This is a genomic window from Bradyrhizobium sp. dw_78 (assembly GCF_018449525.1).
Classification (GTDB): Bacteria; Pseudomonadota; Alphaproteobacteria; order Rhizobiales; family Xanthobacteraceae; genus Bradyrhizobium.
This window is the reverse complement of record NZ_JAAVUS010000005.1, coordinates 217646-239153: the sequence shown is the minus strand read 5'-3', so window position 1 is coordinate 239153 and position 21508 is coordinate 217646. Positions and strand designations below refer to the sequence as shown.

21 protein-coding genes are annotated in these 21508 nt (G+C 64.0%); 8 read left to right on the top strand and 13 right to left on the bottom strand.

The window, feature by feature from the left end; translation table 11 throughout:
* Positions 1–759: 759 nt before the first annotated feature.
* The gene (locus HB630_RS15475; protein ID WP_249780874.1) at positions 760–2484 is read right to left on the bottom strand and encodes an outer membrane beta-barrel protein; all 1725 of its coding nucleotides are present in this window, start codon (positions 2482–2484) and stop codon (positions 760–762) included.
* Positions 2485–2722: 238 nt separating this feature from the next.
* Between HB630_RS15475 and HB630_RS15470 the strand changes: the two genes are divergently transcribed.
* Positions 2723–3736, top strand: coding sequence for a KpsF/GutQ family sugar-phosphate isomerase (locus HB630_RS15470; RefSeq protein WP_213773116.1), 1014 nt, complete (start codon positions 2723–2725; stop codon positions 3734–3736).
* 122 nt (positions 3737–3858) lie between these two features.
* Here the strand turns inward: HB630_RS15470 and hemH are convergent, their stop codons facing one another.
* Positions 3859–4896 carry a ferrochelatase gene (gene hemH / locus HB630_RS15465; RefSeq protein WP_213773115.1) on the bottom strand — a complete coding sequence of 346 codons (1038 nt, stop codon included), beginning with the start codon at positions 4894–4896 and terminating at the stop codon, positions 3859–3861.
* Positions 4897–4985: 89 nt separating this feature from the next.
* Between hemH and HB630_RS15460 the strand changes: the two genes are divergently transcribed.
* Positions 4986–5384, top strand: coding sequence for an MAPEG family protein (locus HB630_RS15460; protein ID WP_213773114.1), 399 nt, complete (start codon positions 4986–4988; stop codon positions 5382–5384).
* Between the two features lie 1311 nt (positions 5385–6695).
* On the opposite strand, the gene HB630_RS15450 is transcribed toward HB630_RS15460, so the two are convergent.
* Positions 6696–8786, bottom strand: a complete 2091-nt coding sequence (locus tag HB630_RS15450; RefSeq protein WP_213773112.1) for a M3 family metallopeptidase — start codon at positions 8784–8786, stop codon at positions 6696–6698.
* 130 nt (positions 8787–8916) lie between these two features.
* Between HB630_RS15450 and HB630_RS15445 the strand changes: the two genes are divergently transcribed.
* The 6 genes from HB630_RS15445 to HB630_RS15415 all read left to right on the top strand — a co-directional run bounded on the left by HB630_RS15445 (position 8917) and on the right by HB630_RS15415 (position 14126).
* Positions 8917–9177, top strand: a complete 261-nt coding sequence (locus tag HB630_RS15445) for a hypothetical protein (RefSeq protein ID WP_213773111.1) — start codon at positions 8917–8919, stop codon at positions 9175–9177.
* Between the two features lie 693 nt (positions 9178–9870).
* Positions 9871–11013 (top strand): type III PLP-dependent enzyme, encoded by a 1143-nt coding sequence (locus HB630_RS15440; protein ID WP_213773110.1) that lies wholly within the window; start codon positions 9871–9873, stop codon positions 11011–11013.
* 126 nt (positions 11014–11139) lie between these two features.
* Positions 11140–11907, top strand: a complete 768-nt coding sequence (locus HB630_RS28410) for an N-acetyltransferase (protein WP_249780873.1) — start codon at positions 11140–11142, stop codon at positions 11905–11907.
* Positions 11904–12092 (top strand): hypothetical protein, encoded by a 189-nt coding sequence (locus tag HB630_RS15425; RefSeq protein WP_213773109.1) that lies wholly within the window; start codon positions 11904–11906, stop codon positions 12090–12092. The genes HB630_RS28410 and HB630_RS15425 overlap by 4 nt, the downstream gene beginning before the upstream one ends.
* A gap of 176 nt (positions 12093–12268) precedes the next feature.
* Entirely contained in the window at positions 12269–12658 is a 390-nt protein-coding gene (locus tag HB630_RS15420; protein ID WP_213773108.1) for a RidA family protein, read from the top strand.
* Positions 12659–12695: 37 nt separating this feature from the next.
* Complete coding sequence (locus tag HB630_RS15415) at positions 12696–14126, top strand: homospermidine synthase (protein WP_213773107.1); 1431 nt, start codon at positions 12696–12698, stop codon at positions 14124–14126.
* Positions 14127–14245: 119 nt separating this feature from the next.
* Here HB630_RS15415 and HB630_RS15410 read toward each other — a convergent pair whose 3' ends face one another.
* The 10 genes from HB630_RS15410 to HB630_RS15365 form a co-directional block, all read right to left on the bottom strand.
* Positions 14246–14548, bottom strand: coding sequence for a hypothetical protein (locus HB630_RS15410; protein ID WP_346656097.1), 303 nt, complete (start codon positions 14546–14548; stop codon positions 14246–14248).
* Positions 14549–14662: 114 nt separating this feature from the next.
* Complete coding sequence (locus tag HB630_RS15405) at positions 14663–15379, bottom strand: MgtC/SapB family protein (RefSeq protein WP_213773105.1); 717 nt, start codon at positions 15377–15379, stop codon at positions 14663–14665.
* Positions 15380–15413: 34 nt separating this feature from the next.
* The gene (locus HB630_RS15400) at positions 15414–16433 is read right to left on the bottom strand and encodes a WD40 repeat domain-containing protein (RefSeq protein ID WP_213773104.1); all 1020 of its coding nucleotides are present in this window, start codon (positions 16431–16433) and stop codon (positions 15414–15416) included.
* Entirely contained in the window at positions 16433–17509 is a 1077-nt protein-coding gene (locus HB630_RS15395) for a GTP-binding protein (RefSeq protein WP_213773103.1), read from the bottom strand. The genes HB630_RS15400 and HB630_RS15395 overlap by 1 nt, the downstream gene beginning before the upstream one ends.
* A gap of 59 nt (positions 17510–17568) precedes the next feature.
* On the bottom strand, positions 17569–18444 hold the full coding sequence (locus tag HB630_RS15390; protein WP_213773102.1) for a metal ABC transporter substrate-binding protein: 876 nt from the start codon (positions 18442–18444) through the stop codon (positions 17569–17571).
* A gap of 10 nt (positions 18445–18454) precedes the next feature.
* Positions 18455–19327, bottom strand: a complete 873-nt coding sequence (locus HB630_RS15385) for a metal ABC transporter permease (RefSeq protein WP_213773101.1) — start codon at positions 19325–19327, stop codon at positions 18455–18457.
* A 2-nt stretch (positions 19328–19329) separates the two neighbouring features.
* Positions 19330–20088 (bottom strand): ABC transporter ATP-binding protein, encoded by a 759-nt coding sequence (locus HB630_RS15380; protein WP_213773100.1) that lies wholly within the window; start codon positions 20086–20088, stop codon positions 19330–19332.
* A 2-nt stretch (positions 20089–20090) separates the two neighbouring features.
* Positions 20091–20285 (bottom strand): hypothetical protein, encoded by a 195-nt coding sequence (locus tag HB630_RS28405; RefSeq protein WP_249780872.1) that lies wholly within the window; start codon positions 20283–20285, stop codon positions 20091–20093.
* A 73-nt stretch (positions 20286–20358) separates the two neighbouring features.
* Positions 20359–20736, bottom strand: a complete 378-nt coding sequence (gene crcB, locus HB630_RS15370) for a fluoride efflux transporter CrcB (RefSeq protein ID WP_213773098.1) — start codon at positions 20734–20736, stop codon at positions 20359–20361.
* Between the two features lie 143 nt (positions 20737–20879).
* Positions 20880–21476 (bottom strand): superoxide dismutase, encoded by a 597-nt coding sequence (locus tag HB630_RS15365; RefSeq protein WP_213773097.1) that lies wholly within the window; start codon positions 21474–21476, stop codon positions 20880–20882.
* Positions 21477–21508 lie beyond the last annotated feature (32 nt).

Here is a 21508-nt window from a genome sequence, read left to right as displayed (position 1 = left end):
CGCGATCGTCACGAACGTGGAGCGCGGGATGCGGTGGACGCGGCGGCGCGCAGGACGAAGCGCGCATGCTGCGGACGGCGAAGTCGTGTGGTCCTGACGCCCCGACGCTGGCGTCAAGTTGGTGACGATGCCTGCGCATCACGCAAGTGATGTCGCTTCGCATCGCACTGACGACAGTGGCAAGAAAGCCCGGTCACTGGGGAGAGCGCGAAGGAAACCGTTAAAACCATTGCGCAGGGAAGGCCGGACTGATCCGCCTACACCTGTGGTGACTTCCGTGTGCTTCCATTTTCTGCACACGGACCGCGGGTGCTGCGGGCACCCGGCCTTCCCCGCGCCCTCGTTTGAGGGTCGCGCTGCGCCCTCTTGTTTATCGGGCGGATGAATTTCCTGGCCAGCTCGGGCGCTTCGCGCCGCGAGGATGCGGAGGCTTGTCAGTATCCGGCGTCGTTGCGAGGAGCGCCAGCGACGAAGCAATCCAGCCTTTTTCGCAGCGTTATGGATTGCTTCGCGGAGCCTGTCATCGGGCGCGCATTCGCGCGACCCGTTGGCTCGCAATGACGCCGCCTGAATTGAAATGGCTGTTTGACAATCGAATCAGAAGCGGGTTCCCACCTCTTGCTGATGGAAAAGACAGAGTTGCCGGGATAGGCAATCTGTCATTGCCGCGCCTGCCCCGGCAATCCATCCGCTTCGTAAGACTCTTGGGAAGATCGATGGATACGCGGGTCAGGCCCGCGTATGACATATTGAAGTGGATCAATTCTGCGCCCGCACCCCAAGCATCACCACGGTCGACGCCGAGCTTGCGCCAGCGACGTTGGAATCGAGGATGTCGCGGCGCAGCGTGCCCTTGATCCAGAAGTTGCGGGTCAGTTTGTAAACCAGATCGCCTTCGATCGTGTAGATCTGGTCGTCGCGGCTGTCGCCCTGATAGTCCATCGTGCCGTAGGTGAATTTTCCGATCGCGGTCAGCCAGCGGCGGAAATCGTGATCGACCTCGACGGTGTAAAGCCGCGTCAGCACGCCGGAGGTGAACGGCAGCGTGGTCTCGTCGATCGAGGTGGTGGAATAGAATTTCGCCGTGGTCAGCGGCGTCGGGGTCCAGGTCAGCGACGCCGCGGTCAGAAGCCCCGCGAGCTGGTTAAGCCGCGGATCGATATAGTTCCGCGCCTCGTAGCCGATCGAGATTTCACCGGTCAGCAGCCGCGAGAATTCAAAGGACGTGCCGGCCTTGGCGTAGGCGCCGTTGGAATCGCGCTCAAAGCCGTCGCGGTCGAATTGCAGGTCATGCACGCGGGTATCGCCTTCGACCTCGACGAACGGCTTCAGCGCCGGATTGACTTCATAGCTGACACGGCCGACGCCGCCGTATTGGTTGAAGTTGCGGTCGTCATTGGTCGAGGTGGTGCCGTCGGTGAGCGAGGAGTTCTGATAGGCGGTGCGATCGAAGGTGGCGCCGGCGGCGACGTCCAGGCGGTTGAAACCCTGGTCGATGCCGAGCGTGCCGCCGACCGTGGTGAAGATCGGATAGCGCGTCAGCCCGGCCTGGACGTTCGGGCTGCCCGGATTGTCGGTGGAAACCAGAAGGCGCGCCTGCGCGGTCAGGTGGGTGTCCTCGGTCACGTCGATGCGGCCGTCGACATGGCCGTTGAAGCTCGGCCGGCTGACATCGGTCGGCGCCGAGGAGACCGCGTTGTCGACGGTCGGCGGCAGGGAGCCGTTATAACCGGTGAAGGAGCCGCGGAGATCGGCGACCAGCGCGTGCCGATCCCAGTCCGACACCGCGAGAAATTCCGGCGCGACCACCCAGAATGGCAGGCCCTTCGGGGTGTCGGTCCGGCCCGGATTGGTATCATAGCCGCCGCTGACCTCGACCGCGGATTTGATCAGGAAGCTGCCGGCGTAATCGCCGACCGCGCCGAATGGATCGTCGTCGAGCTTCAGCCGCTTGCGCGGCGGCTGGCCGGCGACGGTACCGGCCATCGCCGGCGGCAGCGGTGTCTTGTGGGCGGACTCCGACGGCGCGATCGACAGCCGCAGATAGCCGGCCGCATTGACCGGCGGCGGATCGGGCACGGGACTGCCGGGACCGGGCGGCGGTTTCGGCCTCGCCTGGCCGGGATAGAATTTCGGCTTCTGGCGAACGCGATTGAGCGAATCGAAACCGCTATCGGCCGCGCCGTTCGCCGCCGGCAGGCCGTATTGCGGGATCTGGCCGATCCGCGACGGCGCCGGGGCTTCCGCGCCGCGCAGGCCGTCGTCGTTGGCGGAATCGCCGGTGCTGCCGTCCGCGTTGCTGTCATCGGCGGCGTTGCCGCTCAGCGCGGTCCTGCGCAGCGGCAGGTTCTGCGGCGCGACGAAACCGCCCGCCACCGGCCGGAACAGGTCCGGAGTCAGCGTCTGCGCATCGGCGCAAGTTTCATTGAGCGCGATCAGCGCCAGGGAGAGCGCAAGGCATGGCAAAAGCGCGCGCCAGGTCATGGCGCGCTCGCGACGGCCCGTTACTGGACCCGACATCACAATGGAAATACCCCAACGAATTCATATGCTTGCCGATCGAGTTCCACCCACACGGGAATACGCCCCAGGAAAACGTCGTTAACGGAGTTAAAACAATTATGGTTAAAGAGGCGTTGAGAGGCGGGGGCGCGCGTCGCCTCGCGGTTTGCGCCATGCTAAGAAGCCGGCCCGGGGCTAAAGCCCTTCCTGGAAGTCAGATATGGCCAAACCGAAACCGCTGGTGACGAAATCATCCAGTCCCGACACCGCGGATAGCGCGGTGGCGTCCGCCCTGCGGACGCTCGACGCCGAGGGCAGCGGGGTCGCCGCGATCGCCGCCGCACTTCAGGGGCCGCTTGGGCCGGCCTTTACCGCGGCCTTCAACCTGATCCACGGGGCCAAGGGCCGCGTGATCGTCACCGGTCTCGGCAAATCGGGCCATGTGGCGCGCAAGATCGCCGCCACCTTCGCCTCCACCGGCACGCCCGCTTTCTTCGTGCATTCGGCCGAAGCGAGCCACGGCGATCTCGGCATGATCACCGCCGACGACGTCATCGTGGCGCTGTCATGGTCCGGCGAGCAGCCGGAGATGAAGAACCTCATCACCTACGCCAAGCGGTTCCGGATCGCGCTGATCGCGATGACGGCGGAAGCCGGCTCGACCCTGAGCAAGGCCGCCGACGTCGCCCTGACCCTGCCCAGGGCCCGCGAGGCCTGCCCGCACAATCTCGCGCCAACCACCTCCTCGCTGATGCTGCTGGCGCTCGGCGACGCGCTGGCGATCGCGCTGCTGGAAGGCCGCGGCTTCACCTCGGTCGATTTCAGCGTGCTGCATCCGGGCGGCAAGCTCGGCGCGCTGCTGAAATATGCCCGCGACCTGATGCATACCGGCGAGGCAATCCCGATCAAGCCGCTCGGCACCCGGATGTCCGATGCGCTGGTCGAAATGTCGTCGAAGGGTTTCGGCTGCGTCGGCATCGTCGATCCGCACGGGCACATCGTCGGGATCGTCACCGACGGCGACCTCCGCCGTCACATGCGCCCGGATCTGATGACCGTCCCGGTCGACGACGTCATGACGCAAAATCCCAAGACGATCAGCCGTGATCTGCTCGCCAGCGAGGCGCTGGAAATCCTCAACTCCTCGAAGATCACCGCGCTGATCGTGACCGACGCCAGGAAGCCGGTCGGCATCGTGCATCTGCATGACCTGTTGCGCGCGGGCGTGGCGTAATTGGCTTCACGCCGCGGCCACCGTCGGGGTTCGTCCCATCGGCCCGCACGCAGTGTTACTCAGCTTTGTTTTGTCTGCAGGACCGAGGCGCCGGTTCAGCCGGCTTTTCCGCTACTTGACTGTCAAATCCAGCCCTGAAGCTCGCGCAGCACGAGTTTCCGGATCACGTCCATGCCGGGTTCGCTGTCGTTGAGGCAGGGAATCGCCGTGAACTGCTCGCCGCCATGGTGCTTGAAGATCTCAGCGTTTTCGCCCGCGATCTCTTCCAGCGTTTCCAGGCAATCCGCGGCGAAGCCGGGCATGACGACGGCGACACGGCGCACGCCGTCCCTGGCCAGTTGTTCGATGGTCCGGTCGGTATAGGGCTGAAGCCACTCGGCACGGCCGAACCGGGACTGGAAGGTGAGCAATAGCTTTGTTGCGTCCATGCCTAAGCGCTTGCGCAGCGCCTCGACGGTCGCGATGCAGTGCGCCTGATAGGGATCGCCCTTGTCGACATATTCCTTCGGCATGCCGTGAAACGAAGCCACGATCAATTCCGGCTTGAAGGGCAGGCTCGCCAGATGCGCGTCGATCGAGACCGCCAGCGCTTCGATATAATCCGGATCGTCATAATAAGGCGGGGTCACGCGCAAGGCCGGCTGCGCGCGCATCCGGCTCAGCACCGCGAACGCTTCGTCGCAGACGGTCGCCGAGGTCGCGGCCGAATATTGCGGATAGAGCGGCATCACCAGCAGGCGATCGCAGCCCTGCGCGGCCAGCGCCTCGATACGCGAGCGGATCGACGGATTGCCATAGCGCATCGCCCAATCGACCACGACGTGGCCGTGGTCTGAAATCGCCGTAGCCAGTTTTTCGGATTGCGAACGCGTGATGGTCTTGAGCGGCGATTCGTCGTTCTCGGTATTCCAGATCTTCAGATAGTCGCGCGCCTTGCGGGCCGGGCGGGTGCGCAGGATGATGCCGTTGAGCACCAATCTCCAGAGCAGCCCCTGATTTTCGATCACCCGCGGATCGGACAGGAACTCCTTCAGATAAACCCGCACTCCGGCCGCATTGGCGGTGTCGGGGGTGCCGAGATTGACCAGGAGAACGCCGACACGCGGCGGTCTCGCCCCAATGAAGGCTTTCGCTGTTGCTACGGGACTGACCTCGGTCATGGCATCAGGGCTTCGCGCGTCGGACCATCCTTGTCAAGATAACGGCGCGTTCGATACTGTCGCACGATGCCGAGCCTCGGGGAGGAACCATGACGGCCGCAGAATGGTGCGTCTTCGGGACGTTGCTGCTTTATTTGCTGACGATTGCACCGGTCAGATGGATCGGTTTTCGCCGTTTCGACAATTCCAGGCCGCGCGACTCCGCCTTCTACCAAGATCCGATCGCCGCGCGCGCGCTCGGCGCGCATCAGAACGGCATCGAGGCGTTTCCGTTCTTCGCCGTCGCCGTGCTGCTAGCGGAATTTCGCGCCGGCCCGCAGCGTTACATCAACGAATTGGCGGTGCTGTTCCTGATCGTCCGGATCGCCTATGTCCTCACCTATCTCGGCAACCGGCCGACGCTACGCTCGATCCTGTGGGCGATCGGCTTTGTCATCAACATCGCGATCTTCTTCCTGCCGGCGATCCGAAATTATCTGCCGATCTAGGGCAGCCAAGGGGATTTAAGACTCGTCATTGCGAGCGAAGCGAAGCAATCCAGAGGCTGCAGGCGAAGACCGGATTGCTTCGTCGCGGAATTCATCATCGGATCCGCCGAAAGCGGGACCCGATGGCTCCTCGCAATGACGGCAAACACGCCCTCGCATTCTCGCGACAGGAACTGCCCGAGTCATGCATCGACCTCGCCCCGAAAAATCAGAGGGCGCAGCGCGCCTCCCGAGGGAGGGCGCGGCGCGACCCTCGAAGGGAGGGCGCGGGGAATGCCGGGTGCCCGTGGCACCCGCAGCCTCGCGTGCAAAATGTAGAAAGCACACGAGTTAATCACCACAGGCGAACCGGGAACACCCGGCATTCCCTGCACAATGGTTTTAACGGCTTATATCGTGCTCTCCCCGGCGACGAATTCGTCTTGTCACCGTCGTCGACGGATTAAAGGTTTTGCCGGACCCGGTTGGGTCAACTTCACCTCCGCCGACTTGGCATCAGCAACGGATGCCAGGACCACACGGCTTTGCCGTCCGCATCAGCGCCGTTCGTCCACGCGCCGTGGACCGCTCACAGGCCCCATCAATAGGAGACCCGCCCTGCCATCCCGCCACGCGCCCGGCGCTGCCGCGTCCACCGCATCCTGCCCCGCGTCCGTGACGATCGCGATACGCCCCTCTGGGGGACAGGACGGCGGCGGATATGGAGGTGATTTGGGGCAGATGGGAACGGGAATATTTTTGGAAATGGGCCTGGACCGCCCGACTCAGCAGATCGTGCCGTTCTCGGATGAGGGCGTACATCGATACATAGAGACGTTGGCGGAGGTCCGTTGCGGTGTGCCTTTTGGACTCAAGTCGGACATCGCGTAAGGTCCGAAAAGGGCGATGAAGAGACATCCCCAACCTCACGGACGGCCTCTCAAATCAACACTGCGAACCGATCAAGCGGCGAGCATCGCGCTGTTGCGACGCCGATATCGTTCTGACGCATATAGATACTGGCGTTGGACGATTACCCCAAATAGCTCAATGAGCGTTTGTACTGATTCTTAGACCGCTTTGGGTCATTCACGTCGATGTTGGAATGTCGGCAGCATGTCCGGTTTGGGAGTGCTTCCGGAAAGGCTGGTTCCCCGTCGATGATGCTACCCGAGACGTAGCGAACGCCGGCGATTGGGCCGTCTGGGGCTTAGATCAACTCGCTGCGCGCAGTGACCCACATATGCGGATGCGCTTGCGCCGGGCTGGCAACGAGAGTCCCGGCCAGCAGCAACAGCGGAGTCAACAGCCGGCGCATGACGACGTCGTCGCTCAGGCCGCCTCCGGCGCGTCCAGCAGGCCGCGGCGGCGCAACAGCGCGTCGGGCTCCGGCTCGCGGCCGCGGAACGCGACATAGGCGTCTTCCGGATCGCGCGAGCCGCCCGATGCATAGATGTCGTCGAGCAGGCGCTTGGCGGTTGCGGGATCGAAGATGTTGCCGGCCTCCTCGAAGGCGCCGAACGCATCGGCATCCATCACCTCCGACCACATGTAGCTGTAATAGCCGGCGGCGTAGTGATCGCCGGAGAAAATATGGCCGAATTGCTGCGGACGGTGCCGCAGCGCGATCTCGGCGGGCATGCCGATCTTTTCCAGCTCCGCCCGTTCGAACGCCCGTACGTCGCGGCTGGCCGCGGCCGGCTGGCTGTGGAATTCGAGATCGATCAGGGCCGAGGAAACGAATTCGACGGTGGCAAAACCCTGGTTGAATTTGCGCGCCTCGAGGAAGCGCTTCAGCAGTTCGTCCGGCAGCGGCTCGCCGGTCTGGTAATGCCGGGCGAACTGCCGCAGCACCTGGGGCTGTTCCTGCCAGTGCTCGTAGAGCTGCGAGGGCAGTTCGACGAAATCGGTGAACACGGAGGTTCCCGACAGCGACGGATAGGTCACATCCGACAGCATTCCGTGCAGCCCGTGGCCGAATTCGTGGAACAGGGTACGGGCGTCGTCCGGCGACAATAACGATGGCTCGCCGCCCGCGCCCTTGGCGAAATTGCAGACATTGATGATGAACGGAGAGACCTCGCCGTCGAGCTTCTGCTGGTCGCGCAGCGAGGTCATCCAGGCGCCCGAACGCTTGGAGGGCCGGGCGAAGTAGTCGCCATAGAACAGCGCCTTGTGCTTGCCGGCTCGGTCCTTCACCTCCCAGACCCGGACATCCGGATGCCAGACCGGGACGTCCTTGCGCTCGGCGAAGGTGACGCCGAACAGACGCGTGGCGCAATCGAAGGCGGCCTGGACCATGTGGTCGAGCGAAAGATAGGGCTTGATCGCGGCGTCGTCGAAATTGGCTTTGGCCTGACGCAGCTTTTCGGCGTAGTAGCGCCAGTCCCACGGGGCGAGCGCAAAATTGCCGCCTTCCTCCGCGACCAGCGCCTGCAACTCCTCGCGATCGGCCAGCGCCCGGGCCCGGGCCGGCTTCCAGACCCGCTCCAGCAGGCCGCGCACGGCCTCCGGCGTCTTGGCCATCGAATCCTCGAGCCGGTAGGCGGCGAAGGTCGGATAGCCGAGCAGCCGGGCGCTTTCCTCGCGCAAGGCGAGGATCTCGACGATGGTTTCGTTGTTGTCGTTGGCGTTGCCATTGTCGCCGCGGGCGATGAAGGCCTTGTAGGCCTTCTCGCGCAGGTCGCGCCGGGCGGCGCTTTTCAGGAACGGCTCGACCGAGGAGCGCGACAGCGTCACGATCGCCTTGCCGGCCATGCCGCGCTCCCCGGCGGCGGCGCTCGCGGCCGCGACGAAGCTGTCCGACAGGCCGTCACGGTCGGCCTCGCCGAGTTCCAGGAACCAGTCCTGCTCATCGCCGAGCAGATGATGGCTGAAGGCCGTGCCGAGATGGGCCAGCCGCTCGTTGATCTCGGCCATCCGCGCCTTGGCTGCGTCGTCGAGCCCGGCGCCGGCCCGGTGGAAACGGGTATAGGTGCGATCGAGCAGCCGCATCTCCTCGCCCGTCAGCCCCAGGCCGGCGCGGTTGTCGCGCAGCATCGCGATCCGGCCGAACAGCACCGCGTTCATCGTGATCGGATTCCAGTGCCGCGCCATCCGCAGCGAGACTTCCTTGTCGATCTCCAGCAATGCCGGGTTGGAATGCGCCGAGACCAAGTCGTAGAACACCGCCGACACCCTGGCGAGCAGCTTGCCCGAACGCTCCAGCGCGGTGATGGTGTTGGCAAAGTCCGGCGCCGCCGGATCGTTAACGATCGCAGCAATCTCGGCGGCGTGATCGACGAAGGCCTGCTCGAAGGCGGGAAGGAAATGTTCGGGCGCAATCTCGTCAAAAGGCGGCGTCTCGAACGGGGTCTGCCACGCCTTGAGAAGCGGGTTTGCAGAGCCTCGCGCGCTGACTGCGGTTTCCAGGGTTTCCGACATCACAATTCCCGTTTTCGCCATGATTGGGTTTGGTGGGATTATAGCACGCGACGGGCGTTTTTGGGCCTTTTGTGCTTGATAGCAGGGGCCTTTTCGGAGAGATTGCGCCCCTCAAACAGGACCCTTTCCGATGAGCTCACAGCCTTCACCGACCCCCGCGCGCGCGATCGCCTGGCCCAGCGTCGTCACCGTCATCAGTGCGGCGATCCTGATCGGCGCCGAAGTGTTCGGCGCGGCGTTCGCCGGCGGCTGGGCGCTCGCGATCCTGTTCGGCCTCGAGGACACCGGCGCGCACATCCTGCAAGCCCTGCTGTTCGTCGCCGGCGTCTTCGTCATGATCGCGTTCATCCGCGGCGCGCAGCGCGTCGAGCCGTTCTCGCGGCGCGCTTGAACGCGTGAAGGCCTTTTGACGCAAGAAAGCCTTCTAAAGACAGGAAAGCCTTGCGCTACAGGCTTCGTGTGCTCGGCAGCTTCGCTGCCGATGTCCCCGCCGCATTAAAGAAACTTAACAGTTGTTCAGACTCGGCGGCGTGTACGCGCTCGCACGCAAAAATTTGACCCGCGTGGGAAAAAAAATCTTGCACCGCGGTTTCAAAAACCCTATTTGCGTTCTTGCCCAATTTCGCACGTGCCTGTGGTCGTGTGTCAGTCGGTAGGTATCCGGACAAGAGGCCGGACAGCCGCCAAGGGATGAAGAACCGAGGGTCGCTCAAGCCGACGAAAGCTTGAGAGGCCAGCATCTCTCTCCAGGGATGCCGCTGAAGGTGCTTCGCTCCTTGCAACCGTGACTGGCAGCCGGAGGCGAACCGGCGCACCCCGCTCTCCACGGGGGACGCGACTTAAAGCAACGACGGATCGGGCTTTTTTGGTCTCTACCGGCATTCCACCGCCGGCGCGGGCTACTGAAAAGGCTTGTCCTTCATTGCCAGGTGTGCGGGCGGGAAATTCCCGACCAATCCACGGCAGCACAATTCGGATCTTGAGTTCGAGGCTTGTCGCGTCTCCATCGTGCGGCAACGCCAAAGCACTCATGTCCGGGAATCATTTTGAACGGGTCCCGTCGCTGGGCCGTTTGGAGGGTGCTATGACCGAACGTATTCAGGAATTCCTGCGTCTCCGCCGCAGCGAGGGCCTCGACACCGAGCCGTGCCTCGTCGTCGACCTCGAAGTCGTGCGCGACAACTATCAGACCTTCGCCAAGGCGCTGCCGGACAGCCGCGTGTTCTACGCGGTGAAGGCCAACCCCGCGCCGGAAGTGCTGTCGCTGCTGGCCTCGATGGGCTCGTGCTTCGACACCGCGACGGTGGCCGAGATCGAAATGGCGCTGGCCGCAGGCGCGACGCCGGACCGCATCTCCTTCGGCAATACGATCAAGAAGGAGCGCGACATCGCGCGCGCCTTCGCGCTCGGCATTCGCCTGTTCGCGGTCGATTGCGCCGCCGAGGTCGAGAAGGTCGCCCGTGCCGCCCCCGGCGCCAAGGTGTTCTGCCGCATCCTCTATGATTGCGCAGGCGCCGAATGGCCGCTGTCGCGCAAGTTCGGCTGCGATCCGGAAATGGCGGTCGAGGTGCTCGACCTCGCCAAGCGCCTGGGCCTGGAGCCGTGCGGCATCTCGTTCCATGTCGGCTCGCAGCAGCGCAAGGTGAAGGCATGGGACCGCGCGCTGGCGATGGCCTCGACCGTGTTCCGTGACTGCGCCGAGCGCGGGATCAACCTGTCCATGGTCAATATGGGCGGCGGATTCCCGACCAAGTACCTCAAGGACGTGCCGCCGGTCGTGCAGTACGGCCGCTCGATCTTCCGTGCGCTGCGCAAGCATTTCGGCAACCAGATCCCGGAGACCATCATCGAGCCGGGACGCGGCATGGTCGGAAATGCCGGCATCATCGAGACCGAAGTCGTTCTGATCTCGAAGAAGAGCGACGAGGACGAGGTGCGCTGGGTGTACCTGGACATCGGCAAGTTCGGCGGTCTCGCCGAGACCATGGACGAGTCGATCCGCTACGCCATCCGCACGCCGCATGACGGCGCCGAGATGACGCCGTGCGTGGTCGCGGGCCCGACCTGCGATTCCGCCGACGTGCTGTACGAGAAGATGCCGTATCCGCTCCCGGTGACGCTCGAGATCGGCGACAAGCTGCTGATCGAAGGCACCGGCGCCTATACGTCGACCTACTCGTCGGTGGCCTTCAACGGCATTCCCCCGCTGAAGACCTACCACATCTGATCCGGCCTCCACTGAAGGCCTGAATAGTCGGGAGCCGGCATAGCCGGCTCCCATCCCCGTCATTCGAATTACGCACAACGCTTCTCCGCGGCATCAACCGCCGTTGGAGGCGAGGACTGACGTGCCATGACTGCTTTGCGGAAGACCCATGTTGCCCTCATCCCGAATGCCGCTCCGTTCGCGATCCGTGCGGAACGGGCATCGGACGTCGTTGCGCGCGAAGCCCTGCTGGATGCCTGCTTTGGCGCGAACCGCCAGCTGCGCACCTGCCAGCGCCTGCGCGACGGACGCGCGCCTGCCGAAGGCCTTGCCCTGTCGGCCGTGGCGCGGGGGCTGTTGTCCCGAATTCGAAGTTCGCAGTGCCTGCCCCAAGACCGGGAGCGAACTTCGAATTCGATCGGGACAACAGCAGACTTAACGTTTGCGTGTGGCGATTCTTTCGGAAATTCCCCAGAAGGTGCGTGCCGCGAGGGTGTGGGGAGTTTCCGAAACGCCACACGCCTGGTCGGAACCGTGCGGTTGTGGCACGTCAGCGCCGGGGGCATCCCGGCGCTGATGCTCGGCCCGCTGGCGGTAGACAACGACTACCGCAAGCTCGGCGTCGGGGCCGCGCTGATGGACGAGGCACTCGCGGCGGCGAAGGCGCTTGGCCACGGCGCGGTGATTCTGCTGGGCGATGCGCCCTACTACGCCCGCTTCGGCTTCTCGCCGCTCAAGACCGGCGAGTTGTCGCTGCCCGGCCCGTTCGAGCGCGACCGCCTGCTCGGCCTCGAACTGCGCAAAAACGCGCTGGACGGCGCCTGGGGCATGATCGTGCCGACCGGCGCCCCGGCGCCCAAGCTTAAAGCTTCGCGGGCGAGGAACGCGGCGCGGCTGATACCGACCGCGGCATGATTGCCAAGATTATGCTGCTTACCCCATCCGCCATGCGCGGCGCCGAGGATTTGCGCGTCCGCAGCACCATCACCACCCTCCTGCTGGTCATGATCGCGGTCATGATCGTCAGGGATGTACTGACGCGCCGCCGGAACCGGCTGCGCGCCCGCGCCCGGCGTGACATCTCGTTCGCCGTGCGATAGCCAAAGGCCATCGCGGTTTCGAACGAAAGCCTGCCCCGGACTTATTGATCCGGGGGGCTTCCGGTTCGCGCGACGAAAACAAGTTAAAATAAAAAGAGCGAGCTTTGGTTCTGACTGGATCAAGACCGAAGCTCTATCGGCACCACCTGTGTTCTGTTCTTAAATCGAGGTCCTGAATGTCACGTCGTCTCATTTCCACCGGCTCTCCGTTTGAAAAGACCGCCGGCTACAGCCGCGCCGTCGTCGACGGCGATTTTGCCTTCGTTTCGGGCACCGCCGGCTATGATTACACGACCATGACGATGCCGGCCGATGTCACGGGCCAGACACGAAACTGCTTCAAGACCATCGCGGCCGCGTTGAAAGAAGGCGGTTTCGCGCTGACCGATATCGTCCGCGCGACCTATTACGTCACCCAGCCTGCGGATGCAGACGCCGTGTTCGCGGTCTGCGGCGAATATCTCGGCGAGATCCGCCCGGCTGCAACCCTTCTGGTGGTCGCTCACTTGCTCAAGCCCGAGATGAAGATCGAGATTGAAGTGACCGCTAAGCGACGGCCCGCCTGATTTCCCCTGACAACCAAGACCAGCTGGAGAACCATTCATGAGCCCGCCCGCGCCAATCCACGCCAAGATTTCCGGCCCCATCGTCATAATCGGCTTCGGCTCGATCGGCAAAGGCACCTTGCCGCTGATCGAGCGGCATTTCGACTATGACAAGTCGCGTTTCGTCATCATCGATCCGCATGAGGACGGCGAACTCGCCAAGCAGCACGGCGTGCGCTTCATCAAGCAGTCCGTCACCCGCGACAATTACCGCGAGCTGCTGGTGCCGCTGCTGACCGCGGGCGGCGGCCAGGGCTTTTGCGTCAACCTGTCGGTGGACACCTCCTCGGTCGACATCATGACGATGTGCCGCGAAATCGGCGCGCTCTACATCGACACCGTCGTCGAACCGTGGCTCGGCTTCTATTTCGACAAGAACATGGGCCCCGAGAAACGCTCGAATTACGCGCTGCGCGAGACGCTGCTCGCGGCCAAGCACAAGAGCCCGGGCGGCACGACCGCGGTATCGACCTGCGGCGCCAATCCCGGCATGGTGTCCTGGTTCGTCAAGCAGGCGCTGCTCGACATCGCCCGCGACACCAACACCCCGTTCAACGAGCCGAAGAGCCGCGAAGGCTGGGGCCAGCTCGCCCACAAGCTTGGCGTCAAGGGCATCCACATCGCCGAGCGCGACACCCAGCGCGCGAAGAAGCCGAAACCGATGAACGTATTCGTCAACACCTGGTCGGTGGAAGGTTTCGTTTCCGAGGGCATGCAGCCGGCCGAGCTCGGCTGGGGCACGCATGAGAAATGGATGCCGGAGAACGGCCGCAAGCACGAGACCGGCTGCCAGGCCGCGATCTATCTGCTGCAACCGGGCGCCAATACCCGCGTGCGCTCCTGGTGCCCGACGCCGGGCGCGCAATACGGCTTCCTCGTCACCCATAATGAATCGATCTCGATCGCCGATTATTTCACGGTGCGCGACGGCCAGAACGTGGTGTACCGGCCGACCTGCCACTACGCCTATCACCCGGCCAACGACGCGGTGCTGTCGCTGCACGAGATCTTCGGCGCGGCCGGCAAGATGCAGCCGGAATGGCACATTCTCGACGAAAACGAGATCGTCGACGGCATCGACGAACTCGGCGTGCTGCTCTACGGCCACGGCAAGAACGCCTATTGGTACGGCTCGCAGCTCTCGATCGAGGAGACGCGGCGGGTCGCGCCCTATCAGAACGCGACCGGCATGCAGGTGTCGTCGGCGGTGCTTGCCGGCATGGTGTGGGCGCTGGAAAATCCGGAAGCCGGCATCGTCGAGGCCGACGAGATGGATTTCCGCCGCTGCCTCGAAATCCAGACGCCCTATCTCGGACCGGTGAAGGGCTATTACACCGACTGGACGCCGCTCAACGACCGGCCCGGCCTGTTTCCGGAAGACATCGACAGCAGCGATCCCTGGCAGTTCCGGAATATATTGGTGCGGTAGGGACATCACCGTCATTCCGGGATGCGCGCAAAGCGAGCAGACTCGGAATCTCATGCCGTAATCTCCGGATTCCGGGTCTGCGCCTTCGGCGCATCCCGGAATGACGGCGAGCTACGGAATCATTGTTGCTTCGGCTGGATCGGCCGCGCGGTCTTTTCGGCCGGGGCCGGCGGCAGCGCAGAGGCGGCGCCCTGCTGTTGCGCCTGCGAATCGGGGCGCGCGGGCTCGGGCGCCGGCGTGGTCGGCCGCTCGCCGCCGGGCTTTGACTCCGCGGGGGCCTTGTCCTCAGTCGCAGGCGCCGGAGAGCCCTGCAACGGCGGCGTCGCCTGCGCGACATGCGACCGATCTTGAATAACAATTTCAGCAAGCGAGAGGCCGGATATCGCAAACCCCGCCACGGTCATGACGGATGCGATCAGCAACTCACGCCTGTAAATGTGCCTCTTCTCTTCCGGGATCATGTCGCACCCACCGCTCTGCTTTATTTTCAACGGCGGTAACCAGGCATGGTTCCAGCACGAATAGGGCAGAAGGCTCTAATCCCTGGTGCTGACTTCCCAGGTGGCGTGGCGAACGCCGGGCAGCCGCTCCAGGTCCGTCACCACCTCGTCAAGCTCGCGCGGCTCGATCGCGGTGCTGACCAGCGTCGCAACGATCTCCAGCAGGTCGTCGCCATGTTCGACGACATCGACATCGGCCACCGGATATTTTGCACTCTCCAACCGTTCCACCAGGCGGTCACGCATGTCCGGCAGCGCCTCCGGCGTCACCGTGAGCTTGAACTGGTAGGTCGCCTCCAGCGCCTGTTCGTTGACCGGGATGCGGTTGATGGCGTTCACCAGCGGACGCAGCAGGGTGTTGCCGGCCAGGATGAACACGGTCAGCGCCGCCGCCTGCGCGATCATGTCGGCGCCGGCGCAGGATCCGACGGCCGCGGAGGCCCATAGCGTCGCCGCGGTGTTGAGGCCGCGCACATCCATGCCCTGCTTCATGATGACGCCGGCGCCGAGGAAGCCGATGCCGGAAACGACATAGGCGATCACGCGCACCGCGCCGTCATTGCCCGACAGATGCATCGCCAGATCGACGAAGGCGGCCGCGCCGACGGCGACCAAGACATTGGTGCGAAGCCCTGCGGTGCGCTGCCGGTATTGCCGCTCGGCGCCGATCAGGGTGCCGAGCACGAAGGCGCTGGCCAGGCTGACCAGCGTGTCGAGGAAATCATAGAGCTGAAAGGTGGTCAGAAACCGCATCTGGCTTTCTCAATAAGGCCGTATGCGGTGTCTATCACAACTCCACAAAACCCGCGTCGCCATCCTCGGCGGCGAACGCAAGCAGCGTGCTCTTCGCATTCCAGCCGAGCGCCGAGACCGCCGCGGCGCCGTTCTTGCGCACCAGGATCTCCGCGCCGTCATTCAGCCGCACCAGCAGGATGGTGCCGTCGCTATAGCCGGCGGCGAGCACGTCCTGCTTGGGATGGCAGGCGACGACGGAGACCCGCGCCGCCAGCGGCGCCAGCATCGCCGGCTGCTTGCCCATCGGGCCGTCCTTGCTGGCGAACGGCCACAGGATCACGGTATCGGCGCCGGAAGTCGCCAGCGCCTTGCCGCCGGCGCTCCATGACATCGACCTGACGCGGCCGGGATAGCCGGTCATGCGCATGTGCCGCTGGTCCGCGAGCCGCCAGCCATGCAGCGCCGGCTCGTGCATCGTCGTGACCAGAAATTTGTTGTCCGGGCTGAACACGACCCCGAGATGGGAGCCCGCCCATTCGAGGAATTCGGCATTGCCGGCCATGTTCGGAAACCACAGCGTCACGCCGTTGTAATGCGCGATCGCAAGCCGCAGCCCCTTTGGCGCAAACGCGAGCCCGCCGACGGTCGAGGGCACCTCGAACGACTTGTCCTCGGCCTTGCCGCCGCGGACGAAAGCCGTCTTGCCGACCGACCACGCCACCGCGCCGTCCGGGTGTAGTGCGACATTGTCGATCCAGCGCCGCTTCGGGTCCGTCGCCAGCAGCGTGACCTCGCCGGCCTTGTCCAGCGCGACGAGCCTGCCGTCATCGCCGCCCATGACGAGGCGCGCGCCGTCGGATGCCGTACACAGGATGCCGCCGCCATGAACGGCGACCTGCGAAATCTCACCCTCGGCACTCACCAGCGCGACATTTTCCTCGGCGCCGACAAAGGCGGCGCGATCGCCCAGGAAATGCACCGACGTCACCGGCATGCCGATGACGAGCGGGCGCACCCGGTCGGTGATGGAAACGATGGAAGCTGAATTTTCGGTCGGATCGAACTGTTTCATTACGCGGTGATGCAGCTTTCAAAACCTTCGCGGATCTTCTGCTCCGGCAATTCGCGGCCGATGAAGACAAGCCGGCTTTCGCGCGGCTCGCCGTCCTTCCATTTCCGCTGATGGTCGCCTTCGAGCATCATATGCACGCCCTGGAACACATAACGGTCGTCATCGTCGCTGAAGGAGAGAATGCCTTTCGAGCGCAGGATCTTCTGGCCTTCGCTGGCGACCAGGCTTTGCAGCCAGGGCATGAATTTCGCCGGATCGAGCGGCTTGCTCGACCGCAGCGACAGCGACTGCATTTCCTCGTCATGGTAATGCTTCAGGCCACCGTGACTGTGAGCATCATGGCCATGATCGTGGTGATGATGGTCGTGGCCGTGATGATGATCGTGATGGTCATGGTCGTCGCCGGCCTCGAGGAAATCCGGCTCGATATCCAGAATGCGGTCGAGGTCGAACGCGCCGCGCTCCAGCACGTCCGACAGCGCGACCTGGCAGCGCTCGGTGCGGTGCAGCTTGGCGTAAGGGTTGATGGCCCGGATCCGGGCCTCGACCTCGGCCAGCTCCGGCTTTGAAACCAGGTCGGTCTTGTTGAGCACGATGACGTCGGCGAAGGCGATCTGGTTCTTGGCCTCCGGCGCGTCCTTCAGCCGGTCGCTCAGCCATTTGGCGTCGGCGACGGTGACGACCGCATCGAGCCGCGCGTTGTTCTGCACGTCCTCGTCGACGAAGAAGGTCTGCGCCACCGGCGCCGGATCGGCCAGCCCCGTGGTCTCGACGATGATGGCGTCGAACTTGCCCTTGCGCTTCATCAGGCCGTCCAGGATGCGCACGAGATCGCCGCGCACCGTGCAGCAGATGCAGCCATTGTTCATTTCGAACACTTCTTCGTCGGCACCGATGATCAGGTCGTTGTCGATGCCGATTTCGCCGAATTCGTTGACGATGACGGCGTATTTCTTGCCGTGGTTTTCCGACAGGATGCGGTTGAGCAGCGTGGTCTTGCCGGCGCCGAGATAGCCCGTCAGCACCGTTACAGGGATTTTTTGCGCGGGAATTTTAGAGGACGAAAGCTCAGCCATGACAGCTCCGAACAACAGGAATTTCGCGGCGCACCGTGCGGCGGGGAAGGCCCCCGCCCTCAATCGGCCAGCGCGCTCATCAGCGCCTTTATATTGTGCCTGACCATGTCAATGTAAGTGGGGGCATCGCCCTTTTCGCCGCTCAGGCTGTCGGAATAGAGCGTTCCGCCGATCTTGACGCCGGTCTCGGCCGATATCTGGCGCATCAGCCGCGGATCGCTGATATTTTCAAAGAAAACCGCCGGGATTTTGCCGGCTTTGATCTGGGAGACGATAGCGGCGATATCGCGCGCGCTCGGCTCGGATTCGGTGGAAACGCCGAGCGGGGCGATGAATTCGATGCCGTATTCCGCGGCAAAATAGCCGAAGGCGTCGTGGGTGGAGATCACCTTGCGCCGCTCCGCCGGAATTTGCTCGACCGTCGCCCGCACCTCGCGGTCGAGCTCGTCGAGCTGCTCGTCATAGCGTTGCTCGTTGGCGCGAAAAAAAAGCGCGTCGGCGGGGTCGGCGGCCACCAAAGCCTCGCTGATGTTGCGCACATAAATCCTGGCATTGACGACCGATTGCCAGGCATGCGGATCGGCCTCGGAGCCGATCCGGCGCGGGGTGATGCCCTTGGTCGCGGTCACCATGACAGCCTTGCCGCCCGAGGATTGCACCAGCCGCGGCAGCCAGCCCTCCAGACCGAGCCCGTTGATGACGACGAGCTGCGCATCCGCGACGCTCTTCGCATCCGCCGGCGCCGGCGTATAGACGTGGACGTCGCCGTCAGGGCCGACGAGCGTCGTCACGTCGACGCGGTCGCCGCCGATATTGCGCACGAAATCGCCGAGGATCGAGAAGCTGGCGACGACGCTCAACCGCGCCTGCGCCTGCATCGGCAGCGCCGACGCCGCGAGCACCGAACAAATCAGCCAGAATCGGAAACGCCGCATTTTATGACCTCTACGCTTCGAGATGACGGCCGGGAAACAACTGCCGGACCAGGCCGCCGACGGTGCCGAACGCCACCGAGCCGGCATACAGCATCGCCGCCACCAGAATGATCGCAGGCCCCGACGGCACCCGGGTCTGAAACGACAGCACCAGCCCGGCATAGCCCGAGACGATCGCGCTTGCGACCGCGATGCAGATCATGCCGCTGATATCGCGCGACCAGAACCGGGCGATGCCGGCGGGCAGGATCATCAGCCCGACCGCGAGCAGGGTGCCGAGCGCCTGGAAGCCGTTGACCAGATTGACCACGACCAGCGCCAGAAACGCCAGATGCGCCGGCGCACCGGCACGGCTCACGGTGCGCAGGAAAACCGGATCGACGCTCTCGATCACCAGCGGACGATAGATCACCGCCAGCACCAGCAGCGTGATCGTGGCGTTGAAGGCGATCACCAGCAGCGTCTGGTTGTCCATCGCCAGGATGTTGCCGAACAGCACGTGCAACAGATCGATATTGGTGCCCTTCATCGAGACGATGGTGACGCCGAGCGCCAGCGAGATCAGGTAGAATGTCGCCAGCGAGGCGTCTTCCTTCAGTTCGGTCGTGCGCGCGACCACGCCGGCCAGAATCGCGACGGTGAAGCCCGCGATCAGTCCGCCCATCGTCATGGCGAACAAATTGAGCCCCGACAACAGGAACCCGATCGCAGCCCCCGGCAGGATCGCATGCGCCATGGCGTCGCCGACCAGGCTCATCCGCCGCAGCATCAGAAACACGCCGATCGGCGCGCCGCCCAGCGCCAGCGCGATCACCGCGGCGAGCGCGCGGCGCATGAACTCGAATTCGGTGAAGGGCGCGATCAGCGCATCGTAAACCGCCATGTTCAGGCGGCCCGCGAAGACATGTCGTCGACGGCGCAGGCGGCGGCACCGTCGTCGAACGCTTCGCACATCCGCCGCGCTTCCAGAAGATTTTCCGCCGTCAACACCTCGGCGGTCGCGCCCCAGGCGACCTTGCCGCGCGCCAGCAGCAGGGTTTCCGGGAAATGGGCGCGCACCAGATCCATGTCGTGCAGCGCCGCCACCACGGTCCGTTTCTCGCCGTGCCAGCGGCCCACCAGCGCCAGCAGATCGGCCGACGTCTTGGTGTCGATGGCATTGAACGGCTCGTCGAGCACGATCACCCGCGCGTCCTGCAACAGCACCCGCGCGAACAGCATGCGCTGCATCTGGCCGCCGGACAGCGTTCCGATCGGGCGGTTCTCGAAACCGTTGAGGCCGACCGACGCGAGCGCCTGGATGATCTTTCCGCCCGCGCGCTTGTCCACGCCGCCGAAAAAGCCGGTCGAGCGCCAAAGCCCGGTGCCGACAAAATCGAACACCGAAATCGGGAAGCTGCGGTCGATATCGGCCGTCTGCGGCAGATAGGCGATATCCCGGACATCGAGGCCATCGGAGGCGATCGCGCCCGAGAGCGGCTTGAGGATGCCGACGATGCCGCGGAACAGCGTCGATTTGCCCGCCCCGTTGGGACCGACCACCGCGAGCAGGGCGCCGGAGGCGACCTCGCCGTCGAGGTGATGCACCGCCGGATGCCGGTCATAGCCCAGGGTGACGTCACGGAATTGCAGTTGCGCCGCCATGCTCACCTCATCGCAAGCCAGACAATGGCCCACAAGCCGGTGCTGACCGCGACCGCGGCGCTGAGCCGGGCGGTGACCGTCATGCGCAGGATCGACCAGGACGCTGCCTGTGCCGGATGCGGCGACGCCGGGCCGTGACGGTGAACATGCGGGAGAGCACGGCCGGAGCCGTGGCCAGGGGGATCGGAACCAACCATCACATCACGTTATATTATAACATAACAATTGTCCACCGAAACGCTCGAAAAGGCGCTTATGGGGATGTTTGGCTCAGGTGAGGTGGCGTATCAGCGCCAATCCGGCGAACAGACCCGCAATCGACAGCGCCACGGAACCCAGCACGTAGAACAGCGCCAGACCGAGTTCGCCGCGCTCATAGAGCAGCGCGGTGTCGAGCGAGAACGCGGAGAATGTCGTGTAGCCGCCGAGAATGCCGGTCATCAGGAACAACCGCCACGGCTGCGAGGCCTCGCCCTTGAAGGCGAGATAACCGGCGATCAGCCCCATGACGGTCGAGCCGGTGATGTTGATGATGAAGGTACCGTAGGGAAACGCGGTGCCGATGCAGCGGGCGCATGCGATATTGATGGTGTGGCGCAGCGAGGCCCCGAGGCCGCCACCAATGAAAACCAGGAAATAGCTGAACATCGCGCACTTTCCGCGTCGGACCTGATGGGATCACCCAGCGGACGTTTTTGCCGTAACGGAACCGGCCCCGCAAGCCCGCCAGACAAACGAAAGGGCGGCAACCGAGGCTGCCGCCCTGCGTGGAATTACGTATCCGACGCGTATCAGGCCTTCGAGAACAGTTCCTCGACATATTCCCAGTTCACGAGGTGATCGAGGAATGCCTTGAGATAATCCGGACGGCGGTTGCGATAGTCGATGTAGTAGGAATGCTCCCAGACGTCGCAGCCGAGGATCGGGGTGGCGCCGTGAACCAGCGGGTTCTCTCCATTCGCGGTCTTGGAGATTTCCAGCTTGCCGTTCTTCACCGACAGCCACGCCCAGCCGGAGCCGAACTGGCCGACGCCGGCGGCGGCGAAATCGGTCTTGAACTTCTCGAGACCGCCGAGATCCTCGGTGATCTTCTTTTCCAGGGCGCCCGGCAGTTTGCTGCCGCCGCCATTCGGCTTCATCCATTTCCAGAAATGCAAATGGTTGTAGTGCTGGCCGGCATTGTTGAAGACCGCGGCGTTCTTGCCGAACGAGCCTTTCACGATCTCTTCGAGGGATTTGCCCTCGAATTCGGTCCCCTTGATCGCATTGTTGCCATTGGTCACGTAGGCTTGGTGATGCTTGTCGTGGTGATATTCCAGCGTTTCCTTCGACATATGGGGCGCAAGGGCGTCATGGGCGTAAGGCAGATTGGGAAGCGTGAAGGTCATGGGATGATGTCCACAATGATGGGGAGACGTGA